This is a genomic window from Thalassomonas sp. RHCl1 (assembly GCF_947387555.1).
In the GTDB taxonomy this organism is placed as follows: domain Bacteria; phylum Pseudomonadota; class Gammaproteobacteria; order Enterobacterales; family Alteromonadaceae; genus Thalassomonas.
In genome coordinates, this window is the sequence record NZ_CANDNZ010000002.1 from 575,513 (window position 1) to 592,681 (window position 17,169).

At 47.5% G+C, this 17,169-nt stretch carries 14 protein-coding genes; 9 read left to right on the forward strand and 5 right to left on the reverse strand.

Annotation, left to right across the window (positions count from 1 at the left end; translation table 11 throughout):
- Window positions 1–230: 230 nt before the first annotated feature.
- From QL234_RS08450 to QL234_RS08460, 3 genes are all read right to left on the reverse strand, one after another.
- The gene (locus tag QL234_RS08450) at window positions 231–1,286 is read right to left on the reverse strand and encodes a hypothetical protein (RefSeq protein ID WP_281557385.1); all 1,056 of its coding nucleotides are present in this window, start codon (window positions 1,284–1,286) and stop codon (window positions 231–233) included.
- A 6-nt stretch (window positions 1,287–1,292) separates the two neighbouring features.
- The gene (locus tag QL234_RS08455) at window positions 1,293–1,673 is read right to left on the reverse strand and encodes a DUF4150 domain-containing protein (RefSeq protein ID WP_281557386.1); all 381 of its coding nucleotides are present in this window, start codon (window positions 1,671–1,673) and stop codon (window positions 1,293–1,295) included.
- 124 nt (window positions 1,674–1,797) lie between these two features.
- Window positions 1,798–2,835 (reverse strand): DUF2169 domain-containing protein, encoded by a 1,038-nt coding sequence (locus QL234_RS08460; RefSeq protein WP_281557387.1) that lies wholly within the window; start codon window positions 2,833–2,835, stop codon window positions 1,798–1,800.
- Window positions 2,836–3,115: 280 nt separating this feature from the next.
- On the opposite strand from QL234_RS08460, the gene tagH reads away from it, so the two are divergent.
- From tagH to QL234_RS08495, 7 genes are read left to right on the forward strand one after another with little or no spacing between them, the layout of a single operon-like run.
- Window positions 3,116–4,546 carry a type VI secretion system-associated FHA domain protein TagH gene (tagH, locus tag QL234_RS08465; RefSeq protein ID WP_281557388.1) on the forward strand — a complete coding sequence of 477 codons (1,431 nt, stop codon included), beginning with the start codon at window positions 3,116–3,118 and terminating at the stop codon, window positions 4,544–4,546.
- Window positions 4,546–5,028, forward strand: coding sequence for a type VI secretion system lipoprotein TssJ (gene tssJ / locus QL234_RS08470; protein ID WP_281557389.1), 483 nt, complete (start codon window positions 4,546–4,548; stop codon window positions 5,026–5,028). The genes tagH and tssJ overlap by 1 nt, the downstream gene beginning before the upstream one ends.
- Before the next feature lie 5 nt (window positions 5,029–5,033).
- On the forward strand, window positions 5,034–6,371 hold the full coding sequence (gene tssK / locus QL234_RS08475) for a type VI secretion system baseplate subunit TssK (protein ID WP_281557390.1): 1,338 nt from the start codon (window positions 5,034–5,036) through the stop codon (window positions 6,369–6,371).
- Between the two features lies 1 nt (window position 6,372).
- Complete coding sequence (icmH, locus tag QL234_RS08480; RefSeq protein ID WP_281557391.1) at window positions 6,373–7,737, forward strand: type IVB secretion system protein IcmH/DotU; 1,365 nt, start codon at window positions 6,373–6,375, stop codon at window positions 7,735–7,737.
- Window positions 7,738–7,745: 8 nt separating this feature from the next.
- The gene (tssM, locus tag QL234_RS08485) at window positions 7,746–11,201 is read left to right on the forward strand and encodes a type VI secretion system membrane subunit TssM (protein ID WP_281557392.1); all 3,456 of its coding nucleotides are present in this window, start codon (window positions 7,746–7,748) and stop codon (window positions 11,199–11,201) included.
- The gene (gene tagF, locus QL234_RS08490; protein WP_281557393.1) at window positions 11,198–11,887 is read left to right on the forward strand and encodes a type VI secretion system-associated protein TagF; all 690 of its coding nucleotides are present in this window, start codon (window positions 11,198–11,200) and stop codon (window positions 11,885–11,887) included. Before tssM ends, tagF begins: the two co-directional genes overlap by 4 nt.
- A complete protein-coding gene (locus QL234_RS08495) occupies window positions 11,887–12,939 on the forward strand; it encodes a protein phosphatase 2C domain-containing protein (RefSeq protein ID WP_281557394.1) in 1,053 nt (350 codons plus the stop codon). The genes tagF and QL234_RS08495 overlap by 1 nt, the downstream gene beginning before the upstream one ends.
- Window positions 12,940–13,101: 162 nt before the next feature.
- Here QL234_RS08495 and QL234_RS08500 read toward each other — a convergent pair whose 3' ends face one another.
- Together QL234_RS08500 and QL234_RS08505 are read right to left on the reverse strand one after the other, a co-directional pair.
- Entirely contained in the window at window positions 13,102–13,764 is a 663-nt protein-coding gene (locus QL234_RS08500) for a DUF3313 domain-containing protein (protein ID WP_281557395.1), read from the reverse strand.
- 382 nt (window positions 13,765–14,146) lie between these two features.
- Window positions 14,147–14,815, reverse strand: a complete 669-nt coding sequence (locus QL234_RS08505) for a hypothetical protein (RefSeq protein WP_281557396.1) — start codon at window positions 14,813–14,815, stop codon at window positions 14,147–14,149.
- Between the two features lie 201 nt (window positions 14,816–15,016).
- Here QL234_RS08505 and QL234_RS08510 point away from each other — a divergent pair, with 201 nt between their 5' ends.
- Both QL234_RS08510 and QL234_RS08515 read left to right on the forward strand, forming a co-directional pair.
- Window positions 15,017–16,204, forward strand: a complete 1,188-nt coding sequence (locus QL234_RS08510; protein WP_281557397.1) for a tetratricopeptide repeat protein — start codon at window positions 15,017–15,019, stop codon at window positions 16,202–16,204.
- A gap of 55 nt (window positions 16,205–16,259) precedes the next feature.
- The gene (locus QL234_RS08515) at window positions 16,260–17,165 is read left to right on the forward strand and encodes a M28 family peptidase (protein ID WP_281557398.1); all 906 of its coding nucleotides are present in this window, start codon (window positions 16,260–16,262) and stop codon (window positions 17,163–17,165) included.
- Window positions 17,166–17,169: the final 4 nt, after the last annotated feature.

A 17,169-nucleotide genomic window follows, 5' to 3' on the forward strand; every position in this document is an offset into this window, starting at 1 on the left:
TCCGTAATTCCACTGCGTTAACGATAGTATCTTTTTTAACCGATTTTGTGCAAGTGTTTTTGTATTATTTTGTTACACTTTTTCGGCTGTGGCCGCTTAAAGGTTTTTCTTGTGAAAGATTTTGCTGGTGCCGCTTTAGTGGTTTCGGGGATATTTGCCTGGAAAAAATTCAGAAACCATCTTGGGCGGGCAAGGATATCCTTGCAATCATAAAAGCAGCCAAAACGAAGTTACTGCTGCTCCTGCCAACTGGCGCGATTGGCGATGACTTGGCTTTTGTCCGGCCAGTCCAGGGTTTCGTCAAAATCATAAGCCAGCCAGGCCTGGTCTAAACTGGCATCATTTAATACCCAGCCTCTTTCATTAAGGTCAATGCCGGTTAATAAACTAAAAGTTTTGCCCGCCAGGCGGGCATATTCCGGGCTGTCCATTTGCTTGATAACCCAGTCCAGGTATTGGCTGTCTGCCATGGCGCCTATAGCAATCAATAATAGCCGTATGTCATTAGGGTGTGCTTTTAAGTAGTTAAGCCATTGGCATCTTTTGGGTACCGCGATGCGGGAAAAAACAAAAGCCACCGCAGCTTCCTGGTTGCTATTTTCCTGGCTGATAAAGGGCAGGAGCCGGTCGATAAGTTGAACTCCTTGCAGGCTGATGCATTTGCAAATTAAGTTAAAATTACCGGCATTGAGTTCGTTGCTAATAAAGGGGGTCAGTACTGGCAGCAGTTCAGTCTCTTTATCCGTGATCACATTCGTTAGCAGGAAATCCCGGGCGACCTTGTGCTGGCTGTTAAAGCAGGTTTCAACCGCTGTCTTTAGGGATAACGGCGCTTGTTGCTGGTGATACCGGAATGCCTGCAAGCCCAAAAGCCGGTCATTAATTTTTTCTGACTGGCTAAATTGGCTTGCCCAAAATTGTGCTTTTTTCCAGCTGCGCCAACATAGTGCATTTGAAGTTGCTTTAAAAAAACTGCTGTCGATAAAGGCATTGCCAAGCATGTTTTTGACATAGCGAATATCGTTGAATTCAAAGGCTAAAAAAGCCACGATAAAATGCTCGCTGGCACTGTTAGCCTCGTTCTCCAAAGATTGTTGGCATAAACTCCAGCCGTAATCCCCGCTTAACATCAGCCCTTCGAGGTTTGCCATCAGGCGCTGATGTAGTTCATGGCGATATCGGGCGAATTGTGGGCTATTTTCTGTGGCAAGCAAATCTGTGTAGCAATCACTTGCTTCATCAAAGTGGCTGTCTATCACGCTTTTGATCACGGAAGACGGTGTCATTTTGGTTTATCCCATAATGTTTTTCTTGTTGTGAAACAGTGTATCTCCCAGGCGGCAGACATTCTTACCTTCAAATTTTACATCAAAGGAATAGAGCATAAATTCACATTTTCCCTTGGTGACGCCGCTGACAACGCCGCCGACGGATCCTGCTTCATCTCCCATGGAGGTGGAATAGTTTGCCCCCTTTACCATGGCCATCTGACCGTCAACTTTTACTTTTCTTGTACCTGAGCTGGTATCGGATGCCTTACCGGTATTGGGGTAGGGGATAGGTACGGGTCCTCCGGGAGTCGGGGTTTTACAGACATCGGGAAAGACCAGGCTCATGCCGCCGCTTTGCTTGTGTACTACCCCTCTGCCGTTGGCAAATACAGTAGTGGCCATGGCTTTGTTCCGAAATATTGGGACTCATGTATATCAATAGAAGAGATTTTTTGTTTATACCAGCGTAATTACAATAAATTTCCCGCACTTTGGCTATTGTTGTGGCGATAGCGCTTTGCCTTGATCAGCTTAACCCCAAAAAGTGCTGGGCCCTGGTTAGCGCAATGTCGATTTCATTTAACAGCAAGGGGTTTTTATGGCAGTTGATCTCTGTTTTCCACACTAAACAAAAGCGGTTGAGCTCTGGCTCTAGTAATAGGGTTTCCAGGACCAGTTCGGCTTGGGAAGTTTCACCGTTAAAGATCGCCTCTACCTTAAATTCACATGCGGGTAGTATAAAGGTGATCAAACCTTGTTTTGCCAGGTTGGTAAGTGCAACTTTTTCCCCGCCGCAAAGGGAGCCGGGGGGCAGGTTGCAGCCACAGGCACCACAGAGAAAAAATTTTCGCTTAAAATCCAGCGGCAACAAGGGGCTGCGCTGCTGCTGCCATTGACTGTCATAAGTGCCGCTATATTCTTTTCTCGGGGACCAATGGCCGGGAATATATCCCAGGCTCCAGGGCATTACAGTGTCTTGAAAATCGGCGATAAGTTTTTCCGGGTTTTCCAGGTTAGGTAAAGGCAGCCCCTGGAGCTCGCTTTTTTTCCTGCGTCCGCAAAACCCTTTTCCTATGGGGTTTTGCGGATAATAGACGGCAGATTGTGGTGACAGTTCTTGCTCGGGTAAAAAGTGATGACAACCGCCGTAGGCATTTTCATAAATTAAGGGCACGGAAAGTACCGGGACCGGTGTGCTGATATTGCCCTTATGCCAGTGGCGATCACCAAAGACACGGATATTTTTTGAAAACTTGCCTATGCTGATACCGCAGTCAAACTCAGGCTCGGCTTTGCCCGTGGGAGACCAGGCGCTGCCGTTGACTACGATATCCTGTCCGGGCTTGGCCAACAGGCATTCACTTGCATATAGCAGGCTGGAGGTTTGCGGGTCGCCGCTAAACTCATCGCTGAGGATTACCGGGAGTTGCTCTGGTGCCAGTATTACTTCAGGCAACAAGTTGAAGCTGGCCTTGATGCACAGTACGGCAATATCTTCCCCCTCAGGATTGGTAGTGATCAAAAGCTGAGTGGTAAAAGGAGTATGGTTGACCAGCTGTAACATAACCTGCCCGGTAAAACTGTGATGTAAAGGCGATCGAATCAGGTTAAGTTTAGCCGAGATTTTACCGAAAAAGCCTAAAAAATGAATTAGTTCATTTACCTGATTAGACTAGCGGATCTGTTATATTGTGCTAGATTTTTAAAGGGTGGTAAGTGCCACTTTTATACGTCAATTAAGGCTTGCGGCAATTCTGGCTTCTAAGGCCTGTATATCGGATATCAGGCCAAGTCGTTTTTCATGCATCTACCACCAGTGATTGAATAACTAGGCTGGAAAATCCATGGCTGTCACTTTAGAACTTAGCGTCGTTAATACCCAAAAGCCTCAAGTATCGGCGCAGGTGATTAATATAGGTGAAGACGGAGCGACCATAGGCAGGGGAGCAGGCAATACCTGTGTGCTTGAAGATGCAAAACGTTTTATTTCCTCCAGACATGCGCAGATAGATTATTTCCAGGGCAGCTTTTTCTTTACCGACATCAGTACTAATGGCTGCTGGTTAAAGGAAGCCGGCGAGGCTATAGGCAAAGGCAATAGAATAAAGCTTGATAATAGTACGGCGGTTATTATCGGTCCTTATGAACTGCATTTTCTGCTCAATGAAGATGGAAAGCCTGCTATCACTTCAAGTACTGTGCAGGAAGAACAGGCCAGCGATATTTCACGGGATGAAGGGCTGTTAATCGATAATGAGCTAGATCCTGTTCAGCAAATATTAAACGGTGTTAATCCTTTGGCCGAGACAACTCCCGGTGAGGGCGATGCTATTGCAGGGACAGGCTCTGGCTTGAGTGAACAAGCTTTTACCTCCCCCGGGATTAACCAACAAAATGACCTTCCGTTAAGTGATGGCGCCGATAGTGCCCTCGATGGCTATTTTAAGCCGGATAATGTCGCGGTGGAGAAAATTCCTACCGATTGGGATTTCAATGAAGCCGTTACAACTTCAAATGAGCAAGAAACATTTGAAGCGGCGCCTGAACCGGGTAAGGTTTTAAACAAACAGCAGGCTATTGCAGAGCTTGATGCTGAAAAAGCTCCTGTTGAAGGTGCAGCAGATTTTTCTGCGAATATAGGCGCTGAAGGCCAGGTTAATGAAGGTGATGACAGCTTTGATGCTGTTGCCGCTTTAAGTCGCCAATTGGGGCTGGCACTTCCTCCCGAATTGTTGCAAAACCCCGAACCCTTTGTTGATGACATTGCCGATGTTGTCAATGAAGCCACAGCCGGTATTATCAAGTTAATCAATGGCCGGGCTGTCTTTAAGCAAAGTTCAAGGCTGTCGATGACCACCATTCAGCCCAGATCCAATAATCCGCTGAAATTTTCCGTTGATAAGCAAGATGCATTAGAGCATTTATTTACCCGCAGAAAGCCCGCTTATCTTGGGGCGAAAGCAGCGGTCGGCCAGGCGATCACAGATTTGCAAATTCATGAAATGGCTTTTGTTGCCGGGCTACAGGCAGCCTTGCAACAGGTACTGCAGACCCTGTCGCCGCAGCAGATAGAAAAAACCGCTGCCGCATCTCCCAATAAATTGCGCAGCCTGTTGGCCAGCCCTAAATACTGGCAGCAGTATAAAACTACCCATCAGCAGCTTGAGAGCAAGATCACTGAAAACCTTAATGAATTTTTAGGGCAGGATTTTGCCCGGGCCTATGAGCAACAGGTGTTAAAACTTAATCAGGAACAGCAGGAGTCGAGCAAATAATGGCTATATTACCTAAACTCATTTCTTTTACCGCCTTATCTTGGCTGCTTTTAACCGCCTGCGTTTCTCCTGTGGATAAAGAAAGAGGCTTTGTTTATGAAATTGAAGCGGTCAAAAATATCAATCCCAACTTTTCCGGTGATCCGTCACCGGTACTGTTAAGGGTGTTTCAGCTTACCAATGATGCCAATTTCGCCAATTCCGGCTTCACTGATTTATTGGCAACAGACCTTGGCGGTTTGGGCAATGAGTTGATCCAAAGCAATGATTACCTGGTGCAGCCGGGCAGTACAGAGACCATTAAAATTGATATTTCCAAAAACACGAAATATTTTGGCCTGGTATCTGGCTTTATGGATATTGAAAATGCCTCCTGGCGGCAACTGGTGGCGGTACCGGAGGAAAAGATGTACATCTTTGGCAGGGGCAAGCTGTTGATCCGGGTAAATAAGTTAAGTATCAACGCCCAGATCCGGGAGTAAGGGTTATGCCCGGGCAAAAAAGAGTGGTCTGGAGCGAGGGCATGCTGATGCTGCCTCAGCACTTTCAGCAGCAAACCCGTTATTTTGAGCAGCTTATTCAAGGCCAGCAAAATTATGATCAATTCCCAAGGTGGGGAGTGGCAAACCTTGAAATTGACAGTGCCTTACTTAATGCCGGTAAAGTCAGTCTGGTAAAGGCATCGGGGTTTTTCCCCGACGGCAGTTTTTTTGAGATCCCGGACCGGGATAACTTGCCGCCGGCGCTGGAAATCACAGGTCAGGACCGCGGGCAGATCATTTATTTATGTTTGTATCTTTTTCACGCCAACAATACCGAAGTTAACCGCGACCGGGAAAAAGCCAGTTATTGCCGCTATTTGCTCGAAGAAATAGCGTTAAGGGACACCAGCTGCGATCACGCGGAAAAAAATCATGTTGAGGTCTGTGCGTTAAATATAAGGCTGCTCAGGGAAAAAGAGGACAGGGCCGAGTATCTCTCTATTCCGCTTGCCCGGGTGCAGGAAGTGAAAGGGGACGGCAAAGTGGTGCTTAGCCATGACTTTATTGCCTCTACCATCAATATTAAAAGCTGTGCGTATATCTGCAGTGCGTTGGAGGAGCTTGAAAGTGTTGTCCGCCACCGGGCCGAGGCAATTGCCAACCGGGTCTCGGTAGAAGGCAAGGCGGTAGCAAGTGAAGTATCTGATTTTTTGATGTTATTGTGCCTGAACCGTTATTTGCCCCGGCTAGTGCATGTCAGCTCTCAACCTTGTGTGCACCCTTATTTCCTCTACCTGCTTTTTATCGAGATCATTGGTGAATTCTCAACCTTTACCCATGCCGGTAAATTAGCGCCTGATTTGCCTGTGTATAACCATCAGCAGCTGAGTGAGTGTTTTTATGCGCTGATCAGTGAGCTAAAAGCTTCCTTTAGTGCCGTACTTGAACAAAAGTCCGTCAATATCGCACTAAAAGACGGCAAATATGGCGTTAGTGTCGGCGTACTGCCGGATAAGCGGCTATTAACCAACAGTGCTTTTGTGTTGGCGGTGAGTGCGGACATGGGCCTGGATGAGTTAAGGAAATTTTTCCCGGGCCAGGTCAAACTTGGCGCAGTAGAAGAAATTAAAGAGTTAGTGAATGTCCAGTTACCCGGGATCCAAATTACGCCACTGGCGGTGGCTCCCCGGCAAATCCCTTATCAAAAGGGGACAGTCTATTTTGAACTGGTGCAGCAGGGACAGTATTGGCAAAGCCTGGAAACATCAGGGGGACTTGCCATCCATGTCGGCAGCAAATTCCCCAACCTGAAATTAGAGCTGTGGGCGGTAAGGACCAGTTAACGTGTCTAACCATGATGATAACACCATAGGCATGCCGAACCCGGGGGGAAGACGGGGGACGAGCGAGGGCAGTGAAGAAACACAAATTGCCGGCGTTGATTTTGCCCGCCGTGTCAGGGCCAGGCTGGATGCAACACAGCCGCTGTGCCTTGACAGCCTGAAAAATCCTTTATTGGCTGCGGCGAATGATATTTTAATTTTTGTCGGCAGTGCTGCCGTTATTGCCCCGGGCACCACAGCGGAGCAGCTCAGGCAGGATATAGAAGATAAGTTACTGGCATTTGAATCCCTGGCGTTGCAGGCAGGGGAAAGCAGGGAAACGGCAGTGACGGCACGTTATCTCTTGTGTTGCCTGGTGGATGAGATTGTCTTGACTACCCCCTGGGGCAATGACAGTCATTGGGCGCAGCTGACTCTGCTGGCTAAACTGCACAATGAAACCTGGGGCGGTGAAAAGTTCTTTTTGTTAACGGGCAAGCTGCTGCAACAGCCGGGGCAAAACATTAACCTGTTGGAGCTGGTTTATGTCTGTTTGAGCCTGGGCTTTGCCGGCAAATACCGCATCGCTAAAGATAATGGCGCAACCCTGAGTAACATTAACCAGCAACTGGTGGCAGCTATCTCTGATGTACGTCGTGGGGAAAATACTCCTTTGTCTCCTGCCTGGCAGGGAGTCTCCGGAGCCGGTGGGCAAGCATTCAGGTATCAGTCCCCCTATCTGCTCTTTTCGCTGATGTTCATTATCCTGGCCATTGGCTATTTTTCATTTTTCTTTTTATTACGCGGCCAGGTTGAACCCGTATACCGGCATTTGTCGGATGTCGCCTGGCAAGAATTGATCAGTTGGGAAAAACAACAGGCTCCCGATAATAAGAGAGTTATAGAAGCTGGCAAGGAAACCGGGGAGTGGGGAAATAGCGACGTTGCACTGGATAATGTCAGGGAGCTGTTTGCACAGGATATCAGGCAGGGTCTGGTCAGCGTTGACGTGACGCAGGGGTTTGTCGTGATCCGTTTAAAGCACGCAGCACTGTTTGCCAGCGGCAGTTTGCAGCCGGACAGTCAGTTTCTACCGGATAAACTGGCTTTTAAAACTCTGCTTGACGGCTATCAGGGCTCGGTGCTGGTGGTAGGGCATACCGACTCCACCGGTAAAGCGGATTCAAACTGGAGTATCTCCCTAAGCCGGGCCAATGCCGTGAAAACCTGGCTGACATCCCTGATGGACCGGCCGGGGCGCATATATGCCCGGGGCGTTGCAGACAGTCAGCCGCTGGTGGCCGATACCAGTGATGAAAACAGAAGCCGCAATCGCAGGGTAGAAGTGATGTTACTGGCTAAGGGGTTGACACCATGGGACAGGTAAAATCAGCAATGAAAAAACTTTTCTCCCTGAGCTGGTTTAAACCTTTGGTACTGGTTATTTGTTTATCCGTGATCATCTGGTTTGCCGGACCCTATATTGCTTTTGCCGGTTACTATCCTTTATACCAGGCTTCACAGCGCTTTTTAGTGATTTTATTGATATTGCTGGTCTGGGCGGTGAGCAGCTTTTATCGCTACCATCAAGAGAAAAAAAAGGAGCAGCAGCTGAACCAGGCGCTGGCCGGTGACGGACAGGAGCAGGCAGATAAAGATGCCGAAGCCCTTGAGCTCAAAGAAAAGTTCCGCCAGGCTTTTACCCTGATCAATAAGAATACCGGCGGGCAGCAGCTGCTCAGCCGTTTACCCTGGTATATGATCATAGGCTCGCCGGGCTGCGGTAAAACCACCTTGCTGGCCAATTCAGGTTTAGAGTTTCCCCTGGCCGGCCAATTAGGTGAAACTGCGGTCAAAGGGGTTGGCGGCACAAAAAATTGTGACTGGTGGTTCAGCCGGGAGGCGGTATTGCTCGATACCGCCGGGCGTTATACCAGCCGGGATAGCCATAGTGAGCTTGACCGTGCCGCCTGGGAGCAGTTTCTGGCGCTCATTTGCAAGTTTCGCAAAAAGCCCATTAACGGTGTGCTGGTGGCCATCGGGGTTGATGAACTGTTAACGGCAAGCCCGGGGGGGCTTAATGAGCAGATAAATGCTGCCAGGCAAAGGGTGAGTGAGTTAAATGCCTGCTTTAAGGTGAAATTACCGGTCTATCTGCTGCTGACGAAAACAGATCTGTTGCCGGGGTTTAGCGAGTTTTTTGAAAGTTATGGCTATCGCGAGCGCGAGCAGGTATTCGGGTTGACCTTTACCGACACCGATACCGGGGTGATGGCGGAGTTCGAGCAGGCATTCGCGGCGCTGATGCATTCCTTGTGTCATCAGCAGTGGCGGCGGATGGAGCAGGAGCGTGACAGCGGGCGCAAGAAAAGCATTTATTTGTTTAGCCACCAGGTGGCGGCATTAAAAAATGCCTTGAAGGAGTTAGTCAGCGCGTTTTGCCATCAAGATGACTTTACCCGGGGAGGCATAGTCCGGGGCGTCTATTTCACCAGCGGTACCCAGCATGGTGCTCCCATAGACAATTTGCTGGCAAATGTCGCCACCAGTTTAGGGTTAAACGCTAAAAATACCCTGAGTTTTCCCCTTGAAGCGCGCAGTTACTTTATTAAAAATCTGTTGCAAGAGCTGGTTTTTAAAGAAGCCAATGCCTTTGGTGTGTTCACCGCCTATGAAAAACGCAAAAAACGCCTGTTAACCGGCGCTTTTTCCCTGGCCGGCGCCATGACTTTGTTATTGCTGGCTGGCTGGTATTTCAGTTATCAGGATAATAAAACCCTGATCCGGCAAACCGACCGGCAGCTGCTGAGTTGGCTGAAACAATATCAACACAGCGGTAAGGAGGCTATGGCAGTGCCGCAGGGCTTGCAGCCGTTAAATCAGCTGACGAATATGCTTGCCAGCTTAAAAGCGCAGCAGGGCGGTTTTCTTCAGTTGGGACTGGGTCAGGCAGGAGCGCTTAATGATGCCGTAAATGAAAGCTATCAGCGGCTGGCGAATGTGATCGTAATCCCCTGGGTAAAAACCTTATTCGAAAGGCAATTAACGCGCAGCAATGTCGACAGCGGGGTTATTTTTCAAAACCTTAAGGCTTATTTGATGCTGGATCGTGAGCAGGACAGGGATATCGATTTTTTAATGGCGCAGACAAGTATAAGCTGGCAGCAACAAAACCGGCTCTCAAAAGAACAGCTTAATTCACTGTTGAGTCATTTTCAGCAGTTGCTGCATGAACCCGGGCTAAGGGTTAATCTGGATCAGCAAGTGATCACCCGGGCACAAAACAAGCTGAAACAAAGCCAGTTAGCCGACTTATATTATCACCAGTTTAAACAGAGCTATCTTGGCAATACCAGCTTTATGCTTACCATGGAAGATATTGCCGGACCGGCGTGGCAGGATGTCTTTGCCGCGCCACCGCAGCCGGAAAAAGTATTATCTTTGTTTTATAGCCGGGAGTTTTTTGAAAAAGTGGAGCAAGAGCTGCTGGAGGCCTTTTTACATGACCATGGCCGCTATAGCTGGGTATTAGGGGAGCAGGAACAAGAGCCGGATCTTCGCCGGTTAAAGAGCGACATTATGGACCTTTATGCCCATGATTATATCAAGGCATGGAAAAGCTTATTGGGGCAATTACACATAGATGCCTTTACTGAACTTTCCAGAGGGATCCGAGCCCTTGAAAGTGCCAGCGGCAGTCATTCCCCCTTTATTTACCTGCTAAACACCCTTGAGTTAAATACCCGGTTGAGCAAACCCGGTTTGATGGATAAAACCCAGGAATTACTGGGCAAGGGCTTTTCCGGGGAAAGCCGGCTGCAGCGCTTAGCCGATCAGGGGGCTGGGCTTGGTAATGAAAAGCTCTCTCCAAAAGAGCGGGTGACACAGGCGTTTGCTACCATCAATGGCGTAAATGATGAAGCAAGTAAACTGGCTTACCAGGATAAATTGCTCAATGCTCTTTCGGAGCTTTTTGTCCATTTATCGCTGTTAAGTCAGCAAAGCGGCCAGGGCATTGTGTCTGAGACCAAACAAGAGCATAAACCGGTTAAGGGGTTAAGAACGTTTGCCGTCAGGCAAGCTATGCCGTTAAAGCGTTGGCTGGTGCAAATCAGCCAGGAAACTGAAAATGCTTTATGGTATGGCGCCAGCAAGGAAGTGGCCCGCGTCTGGCAACAATCTTATTTAACACAATGCCAAAAGATCACCGGCCAAGGTTATCCCTTTATGCCTTTGGCCAGGCAGGAGGTTTTACTGCAGGACTTTAGTGCGCTTTTTGCCCGCTCGGGGCTGTTGCAGCGTTTTTATGATAAATACCTGGATAAGCTGATTGATAATGTCAGTGCGCCCTGGCGCTGGAAAGGGGAAGTACCGGCAAAATTATTATATTCACAGCAGGCGTTGAGATTTTTTGAGCAGGCAAACCTGATCAGGCAAAGTTATTTTGATATCAGCGGCGACAATCCCTTTGTTGAACTGGAGTTTACCCCGGTATATCTGGACCCCAGAGTGAGGCGTTTCAGTTTGAATATTTCCGGTCAGCCGGTAACTTATCAGTTTGGTCCGCCGATCACTAAAAAGATCGCCTGGCCCGGCAGCAGGGGCGTTGAACACATTACCATGTCTTTTACCCGGCAAGATGGCAGCGAGGTGGTGCACAGGGAGGAAGGTACTTTCGGTTTATTTCGCCTGTTGGCAAGTAGCAAGGTCAAACCTCTGAAAAAAAATAGTTTTCAACTTACCTTTACCCTGGATGGCTATCAGGCTATTTATGCCGTGGCTTCCAGTCGCAGGGTACACCCCTTGGCGATTCCCGCCTTAGGTCAATTTGTCTGCCTGGAGCGCTTATGATCAAGGGCATAGGTTTTTATGGCAAATTACCGGCATTTGGTGATTTTATCCGCCGTAATCTAAGTGCGGTTTTTATTGAGCGCTGGGACAACTGGCAAATGCGCGCAATGGAAAGTGCCGGCTGGCAGCTGAAAGACAAGTGGCAAAAGCTGTATCTAAATGCGCCGGTTTGGCGATTTTACCTCAGTGAAGGTCTGTTGGATGACAATGCCTTTCTGGGGATCACTATGCCCAGTGTCGACAAGGTTGGCAGGTTATACCCATTTACCTTAGTGGCGGAGTTGGACGGGCAAGATAATCCCCTGGCTTTATTGTGCTGCCTAGACAGTGAACTGACTAGCCTTGAAGATTTCTTAATCGCCTTACTTGATGAGACAAGCATAGATCTTAAAGCATTACTGGAGCATTTGACCCGGGAAACCGAGGCAGCACTTAGCGGGCGGTTGATCCCTGAGGCATTGGTTTCACCCTTAACCGGTGGGGAACTTTTTAGCTGTGAACTCACTGATTTGCAGGATCTGACACCGGCAGTATCTGCTATGGCCTGTAATTTTATTAAGCATCAAACCGCTAAATATAGTTTTTGGTGGTCATGCGGCAGCCAGAGGCGCGCGCCGCAATTTAGGGTGTTTGACGATATGCCGCCAGCACAGGCCTATATCAGCTTTTTGGAAAGAGAAAGTTGATGTTGACGCAAAACTGGCAAAGTCAGGCCATCAGCCACCAGGGACGTGTTCGCAGTGAAAACCAGGATGCCTATCTTAGGGATGATAACAATCAGTTATGGTTAGTGGCAGATGGCATGGGGGGAGGAAGGGACGGAGCCTTAGCCAGTCAAATGCTTAAACAGACCTTTAAAGGTGTCCAGCTCAAAGAAACCTTGGTGGAGCGGGTTGAGCAACTGGAGCAGCTGGTCTTTAATGCTAATCTCAAAATTTATCACTATGCCAGGGAAAACTTTGCCGGAGCCTATATGGGCACGACTTTGGTGTTGCTTAACCGCTGGCGTAATCTCGGTATTCTTATTTGGGCGGGGGATTCCCGTTGTTACGGGCAAGATGCCCGGGAGCTATTCTGCCTGACCTGGGATCATAACCAGGCGACTGAGTTGATGAAGTCAGGGCAGCTTAGTGAAGATGACATGAAAAAAATGCCTAAAAGCAATGCCATTACCCGGGCAGTGGGGCTGGATGTCGAGCTGTGCCTGGAAATCAAACTGGTGGATATGACCGCCTGGCAGTTATTTTTATTATGCAGTGACGGTATTTATAGCGAAGTGAGTGACAGTTTGATGTTTAACTGTTTTTCAGCCGATATCAGCATCTTGGATAAACTGGATGACATACAGGAAAAGGTATTAAAATCCGGGGCCCATGACAATCTCACTCTGGTTTGTGTTTATCCGGACCAGCAGCGAGAGACAGAAGTTTCCACCGCCTATTTACACCCTTGGAACAAGGATATTGAGCAACTGCAATTTGATTATTATCTCGGCAATATTGCGTTGGTGCAGCTGTTAAATAAACGGGGGAAATTGCTTGATAATCTGGTTGAGCTATTACCTGAGCCTAGTGATACCACCCAGACATTGCCAACAGGAGATATTAAGGCCTTATACCAGCTATCAGAACAAATAAGAGATAAGCGGGATCCGGTATACTTTATTTTTGCCGGTATCATAGTGTTGATTTTACTTGTCTTTATTTATATATTTTTTGATTTTAGCGATAAAGTGTAAAGCCGGGCTCTGACCTAAGTTATCATTTGTTGCCCGCTAATATAAACAGGGCAGCTCTAACAGCAGGCATTGCAATAAGGATAATGCCGAGGGCTTTTTAGCTAACATATCTGCTTTCCCTGAATATGATTTATGTTGTTACTGTCTCTATCATTGTTTTTATTACAAGTTATCTGACATGGTCTTTTGCATGGTTTTGGCCCAGCTGTCGATTAAAGGTTTGACCTTATTTAAGGTCAGCGGGGTTTTATCGTTATCCAGGGTTGCACCTTTACCGCTTTTTACGGCTGCGGCCATTAATTCACCGGATAATGAATCCACTACTTCCGCTTCTACCTGAAGCTGAACCTCGACGTCACTCATGCCGCCTGAAGCGGCGGTGACAAGAAAGGCAATAGGTATGTATTGGTAGGCTGCCAGGGATTTATCCGTGACTTTAACACCGGTAATCGCCATTTTCATGCGCAGGGTCTTTTCCCCGGGTTCATTAACGACCTGGATATTTTTGGCTATGGCCTGTCGGAACCGGCGGTTAAAGTATTGGCTGATCTCGGTTAATACTTTTTTTGATATGGTATCGGTAGCCGGTGGGGCGGGGTAATAGGAAATAGGATCTAGTAATACCTTGGAATAGCCTCTGGCTTTGACTTGTTTGCTGATAAAACGCTGCAGCTGGGAATCATCATGTACATCAACCGGTTTTAACAGGGAATAATCACTTAAAAAACCGCTGAATTGATTGTTTTGGGCTGTTTGGCTTTGCTCTGTGCCGGTTGAGCCGCAACCCAACAATAGCAGTATTAATAACTGCGAAAAATACTTCATTGCTACGCTCCTGATAACCAAAAAACTAAGAAAATGATAAGTTGGCTTTAGCCTAGACGATGTTTTTGGGATTATCTAGGCGACTGATTTCTGCCCTGGGCTTTTACACTTCAACTTACCCCGGTGAGCATTTATTGAATAATGAGCACATTGGATATATCGATAAGAAACGCACTGGGACAAAAGCTACAGCGATGCACCGTATTCTTTGATGAAGGTGGTGAATTTTTCCGTGCGGAATTGATGAAAAATGGCGGTGTCAGAGGTTATTCTTGGCCAGTTTAATATTGTCATACCCATACTCAGGCTGGTGAGTTTATATGGAATGAAAGCCTTGGATTAATTGTCCAATGTCGTAACTTAATGATAGCTGCAGTTGCTGTTAAACCGTTTGGTCAAATAGGCTGCCCTGGCGATTATCCAGTTGGCTGACAAATTCGCTGCTGATGAAAGCATTGCGCCTTTGCGCCTGACTGGCTTGTGAGGATAGTTCGACAAAAGTCTCATTTGGGGCTGCTACTGCGTTGCTATTGCTTGTTGGTTGTTCCGTTTGAGCACTTTGAGAAGTCTGGGCGCTGTTTTGAATCTCTTGCTGGTTTTCATTAAATTGCTCGATAGCGTTTTCGGCAAGCTCTGCCTGTTGCTGCTGTCCCGCAAAATTGACAGCGGTTGATCTGACGTCATCGGCAGAGGCGTCGGTGGTATTAACTACTGCGGCAGCCTGTCGGGGAGAAATATTTAACTGCTCTTGTTCACTTTCATCCCGGCTTGCCTGAGTAAAAGTTTGTGCCTGCTGTCTCTGACTATTTTGTTCAAGACGGTCTACTGCCTGCTCCCGGCTGATATCGACGGAAACCGATCGGTTGTTGGTATTGAGTTCAACATTCGTCCTATTTTGCGATCTGTCGCCGTTGTCGACATTATCTTCGTTTGGACGCACGGAAACATTATTATTGTTGGCAGGAGTGTTGCCGTTGGTATTGTTATTGCCGTTATTTTGCAATCTGTTTGCGCTGGTTAACGGTGAAAAACTGCTGGAAATGGGGCCCATGAGAGTGTCCGCTGGCTGGTGTCACTTAAGCTAATTATACCCCAGGGTGTGGCTGAAAAATAGTCAGAATTGCCTGTTATTGATCAGACTCAAGGGATATTGTAAAAGAATATTAACATTAAAAACTTTTACTAACAGCAACAATAGCTTTCATATAAGCTGGATAATATGGGAAGCCCTTAATTAGCCATAGGAGTGCTGATGAGAAAAAGCGCGCAATTTTGTTTATTATTATGTTCACTTACCCTGACGGCTTGTCAGAGCACTAAATTTGAGTCGCCGCCGGCTACTCAGGTAGACACCAGTTTCTATCTTGATGAACAATTTCCGGATTATCACCTGGTAGATGTCGAGAGTGCTGAAGAGATTTTTGCTATCGATGATGAAATGCGGCTGATGGTCGCCGAGCAGGTGGCGCCCGAGCATAATTTTAAAAAACGCGCGATAAAATTACTGCGTCAAATCTTTAAAAAGGATAATTTAGGGCTGGCTTATCAAAGCGGCGCCAATGTCATTGCCACTGATGCCTACCATAAAAATATCGCCAACTGCTTATCGTTAACTATCATGTCTTATGCCCTTGCCCGTGAGGCGGAGCTTAATGTCACTTTCCAGGAAGTGCTGATCCCGGAATATTGGGTGCGTCACGGCGAGCATAATATGCTTACCGGTCATGTCAACCTGCGGTTGACGGCGGATAAGAGACCCAGTGAAACCATTATTTTCGGCGGCAATGATATTGAAGTCGACTTTGATCCCTTTGTGATGAAAAAATCATTTCCAAAAAGAGCCATTACCAGAAATACCGTGCTGGCGATGTTTTATAACAACAAAGGCGCCCAGGCGATGGTAAACTCCGATTACATCGGTGCTTATGCCTACCTAAAAGCGGCGACTTTGAGCGATCCCGGTTTTAGCACGGCCTGGGGTAACTTGGGGCTATTATACAGGTATAACGAGCAAAGGGAGCTCGCCAAACGGGCCTATCGCCATGCGATCAGTTTGAGCAAGCGTAACTTCACCGCCATGAGTAATTTGGCCTTATTGCTTAAAGGCGAAGGTCAGTTTGAGGAAGCGGAGAAGATTAAGCAGGGCATTGTCAGAAAACGTGAAAAAAATCCTTATTATCATGCCTTGCTGGCGGATGAGGCTTTCCATGACGGTGATGCCGATTTAGCCGTGCGCCTCTACAAAAAGGCCATCAGGCTCGACAACAAGGCCCATGAGTTTTATTTTGGCCTGGCAAAGGCGTATTATCAACAAGATAGGCTGGACTCGGCAAAACGGGCGATGAAAAAAGCCATCGCTTTAAACCGGGTGCCCAAGACAGAGCATGAATATTTGTCAAAATTAGACTTCTTAAAATCGGCAGGAAAAGAGAATCGATAACCTGAGCAAAATCTTATCGTTATGGCTGGCACTGGTATTTATTCCCGGTTATGTCATGGCGGTTCAATTGCCAGCTTCCCAGGCGCTGCTCTATAACCAGGAGCAGTTACTCTCGCATGTACAGACCCTGGCCTCGGATGAGTTTTCCGGGCGTGAAATGGCAACCCGGGGCAATGAAAAAGCCCGTGTCTATATCATTAATGCTTTAAAGCGGTTGGATGTGGCGCCGCTAGGTCAGGATTACCGCCAGGTATTTAACCACAAATCTGATGTGAGCGGCGCTAATGTGATAGGGGTTATCCCGGGAACAGAGTTTCCGCAGCAATATATTGTGCTTTCAGCCCATTTTGATCATATCGGCAAGGGGGCGAGAGTGATATATAACGGCGCCGATGATAATGCCTCAGGCACTGCGGCCTTATTGAGCATTGCCGAGCAGGTTAAACAGGCCCCTTTACGCTACAGCCTGATTTTATTGTTTAGCGACGGTGAGGAGCTTGGTCTGGTGGGCGCCCATGCTTTTATCGACGCATACCAAAATTTAATTGACGATATCAAGCTCAACATCAACCTGGATATGATCGCCGGTGATCGCGGCACAAAAAAATTAAGGTTTATCAGTAAAGGCATAGAAACCTTACTCGATGAGCAAGGGTTAAAGATGTGGTCTGCGCTAAGGGATTCGGCTGAGATCCAGGTGAAAAAAGGCTTTAAATCAGGCTCGAGCAGTATTACCCGCGGGGCAAGTTCGGTCAATAACCGTATCAGGTGGCGGGCTGCCAGTGATCATTATGTTTTTTATAAGGCGAAGATCCCCTTTGTTTATTTTGGCGTCGGCACCCATAAGAATTACCATACCGGCAATGACGATTTTAACGGTATCAACCAGACATTTTATTTAGGTGCGACCGCGTCGATTTGCCGGCAAATCTACCTGCTGGACCGGTTGATGATAAACTGACAGC

Bases quoted from the DNA above. Each gene is read 5' to 3' on its own strand.
- QL234_RS08510 (WP_281557397.1), top strand. From the start codon at position 15,017: ATGAGAAAAAGCGCGCAATTTTGTTTATTATTATGTTCACTTACCCTG.
- tagF (WP_281557393.1), top strand. From the start codon at position 11,198: ATGATCAAGGGCATAGGTTTTTATGGCAAATTACCGGCATTTGGTGAT.
- QL234_RS08460 (WP_281557387.1), bottom strand. From the start codon at position 2,835: ATGTTACAGCTGGTCAACCATACTCCTTTTACCACTCAGCTTTTGATC.
- tssM (WP_281557392.1), top strand. From the start codon at position 7,746: ATGAAAAAACTTTTCTCCCTGAGCTGGTTTAAACCTTTGGTACTGGTT.
- QL234_RS08515 (WP_281557398.1), top strand. From the start codon at position 16,260: ATGGCGGTTCAATTGCCAGCTTCCCAGGCGCTGCTCTATAACCAGGAG.
- QL234_RS08505 (WP_281557396.1), bottom strand. From the start codon at position 14,815: ATGGGCCCCATTTCCAGCAGTTTTTCACCGTTAACCAGCGCAAACAGA.
- QL234_RS08500 (WP_281557395.1), bottom strand. From the start codon at position 13,764: ATGAAGTATTTTTCGCAGTTATTAATACTGCTATTGTTGGGTTGCGGC.
- tssK (WP_281557390.1), top strand. From the start codon at position 5,034: ATGCCCGGGCAAAAAAGAGTGGTCTGGAGCGAGGGCATGCTGATGCTG.
- QL234_RS08455 (WP_281557386.1), bottom strand. From the start codon at position 1,673: ATGGCCACTACTGTATTTGCCAACGGCAGAGGGGTAGTACACAAGCAA.
- QL234_RS08495 (WP_281557394.1), top strand. From the start codon at position 11,887: ATGTTGACGCAAAACTGGCAAAGTCAGGCCATCAGCCACCAGGGACGT.
- QL234_RS08450 (WP_281557385.1), bottom strand. From the start codon at position 1,286: ATGACACCGTCTTCCGTGATCAAAAGCGTGATAGACAGCCACTTTGAT.
- tagH (WP_281557388.1), top strand. From the start codon at position 3,116: ATGGCTGTCACTTTAGAACTTAGCGTCGTTAATACCCAAAAGCCTCAA.
- tssJ (WP_281557389.1), top strand. From the start codon at position 4,546: ATGGCTATATTACCTAAACTCATTTCTTTTACCGCCTTATCTTGGCTG.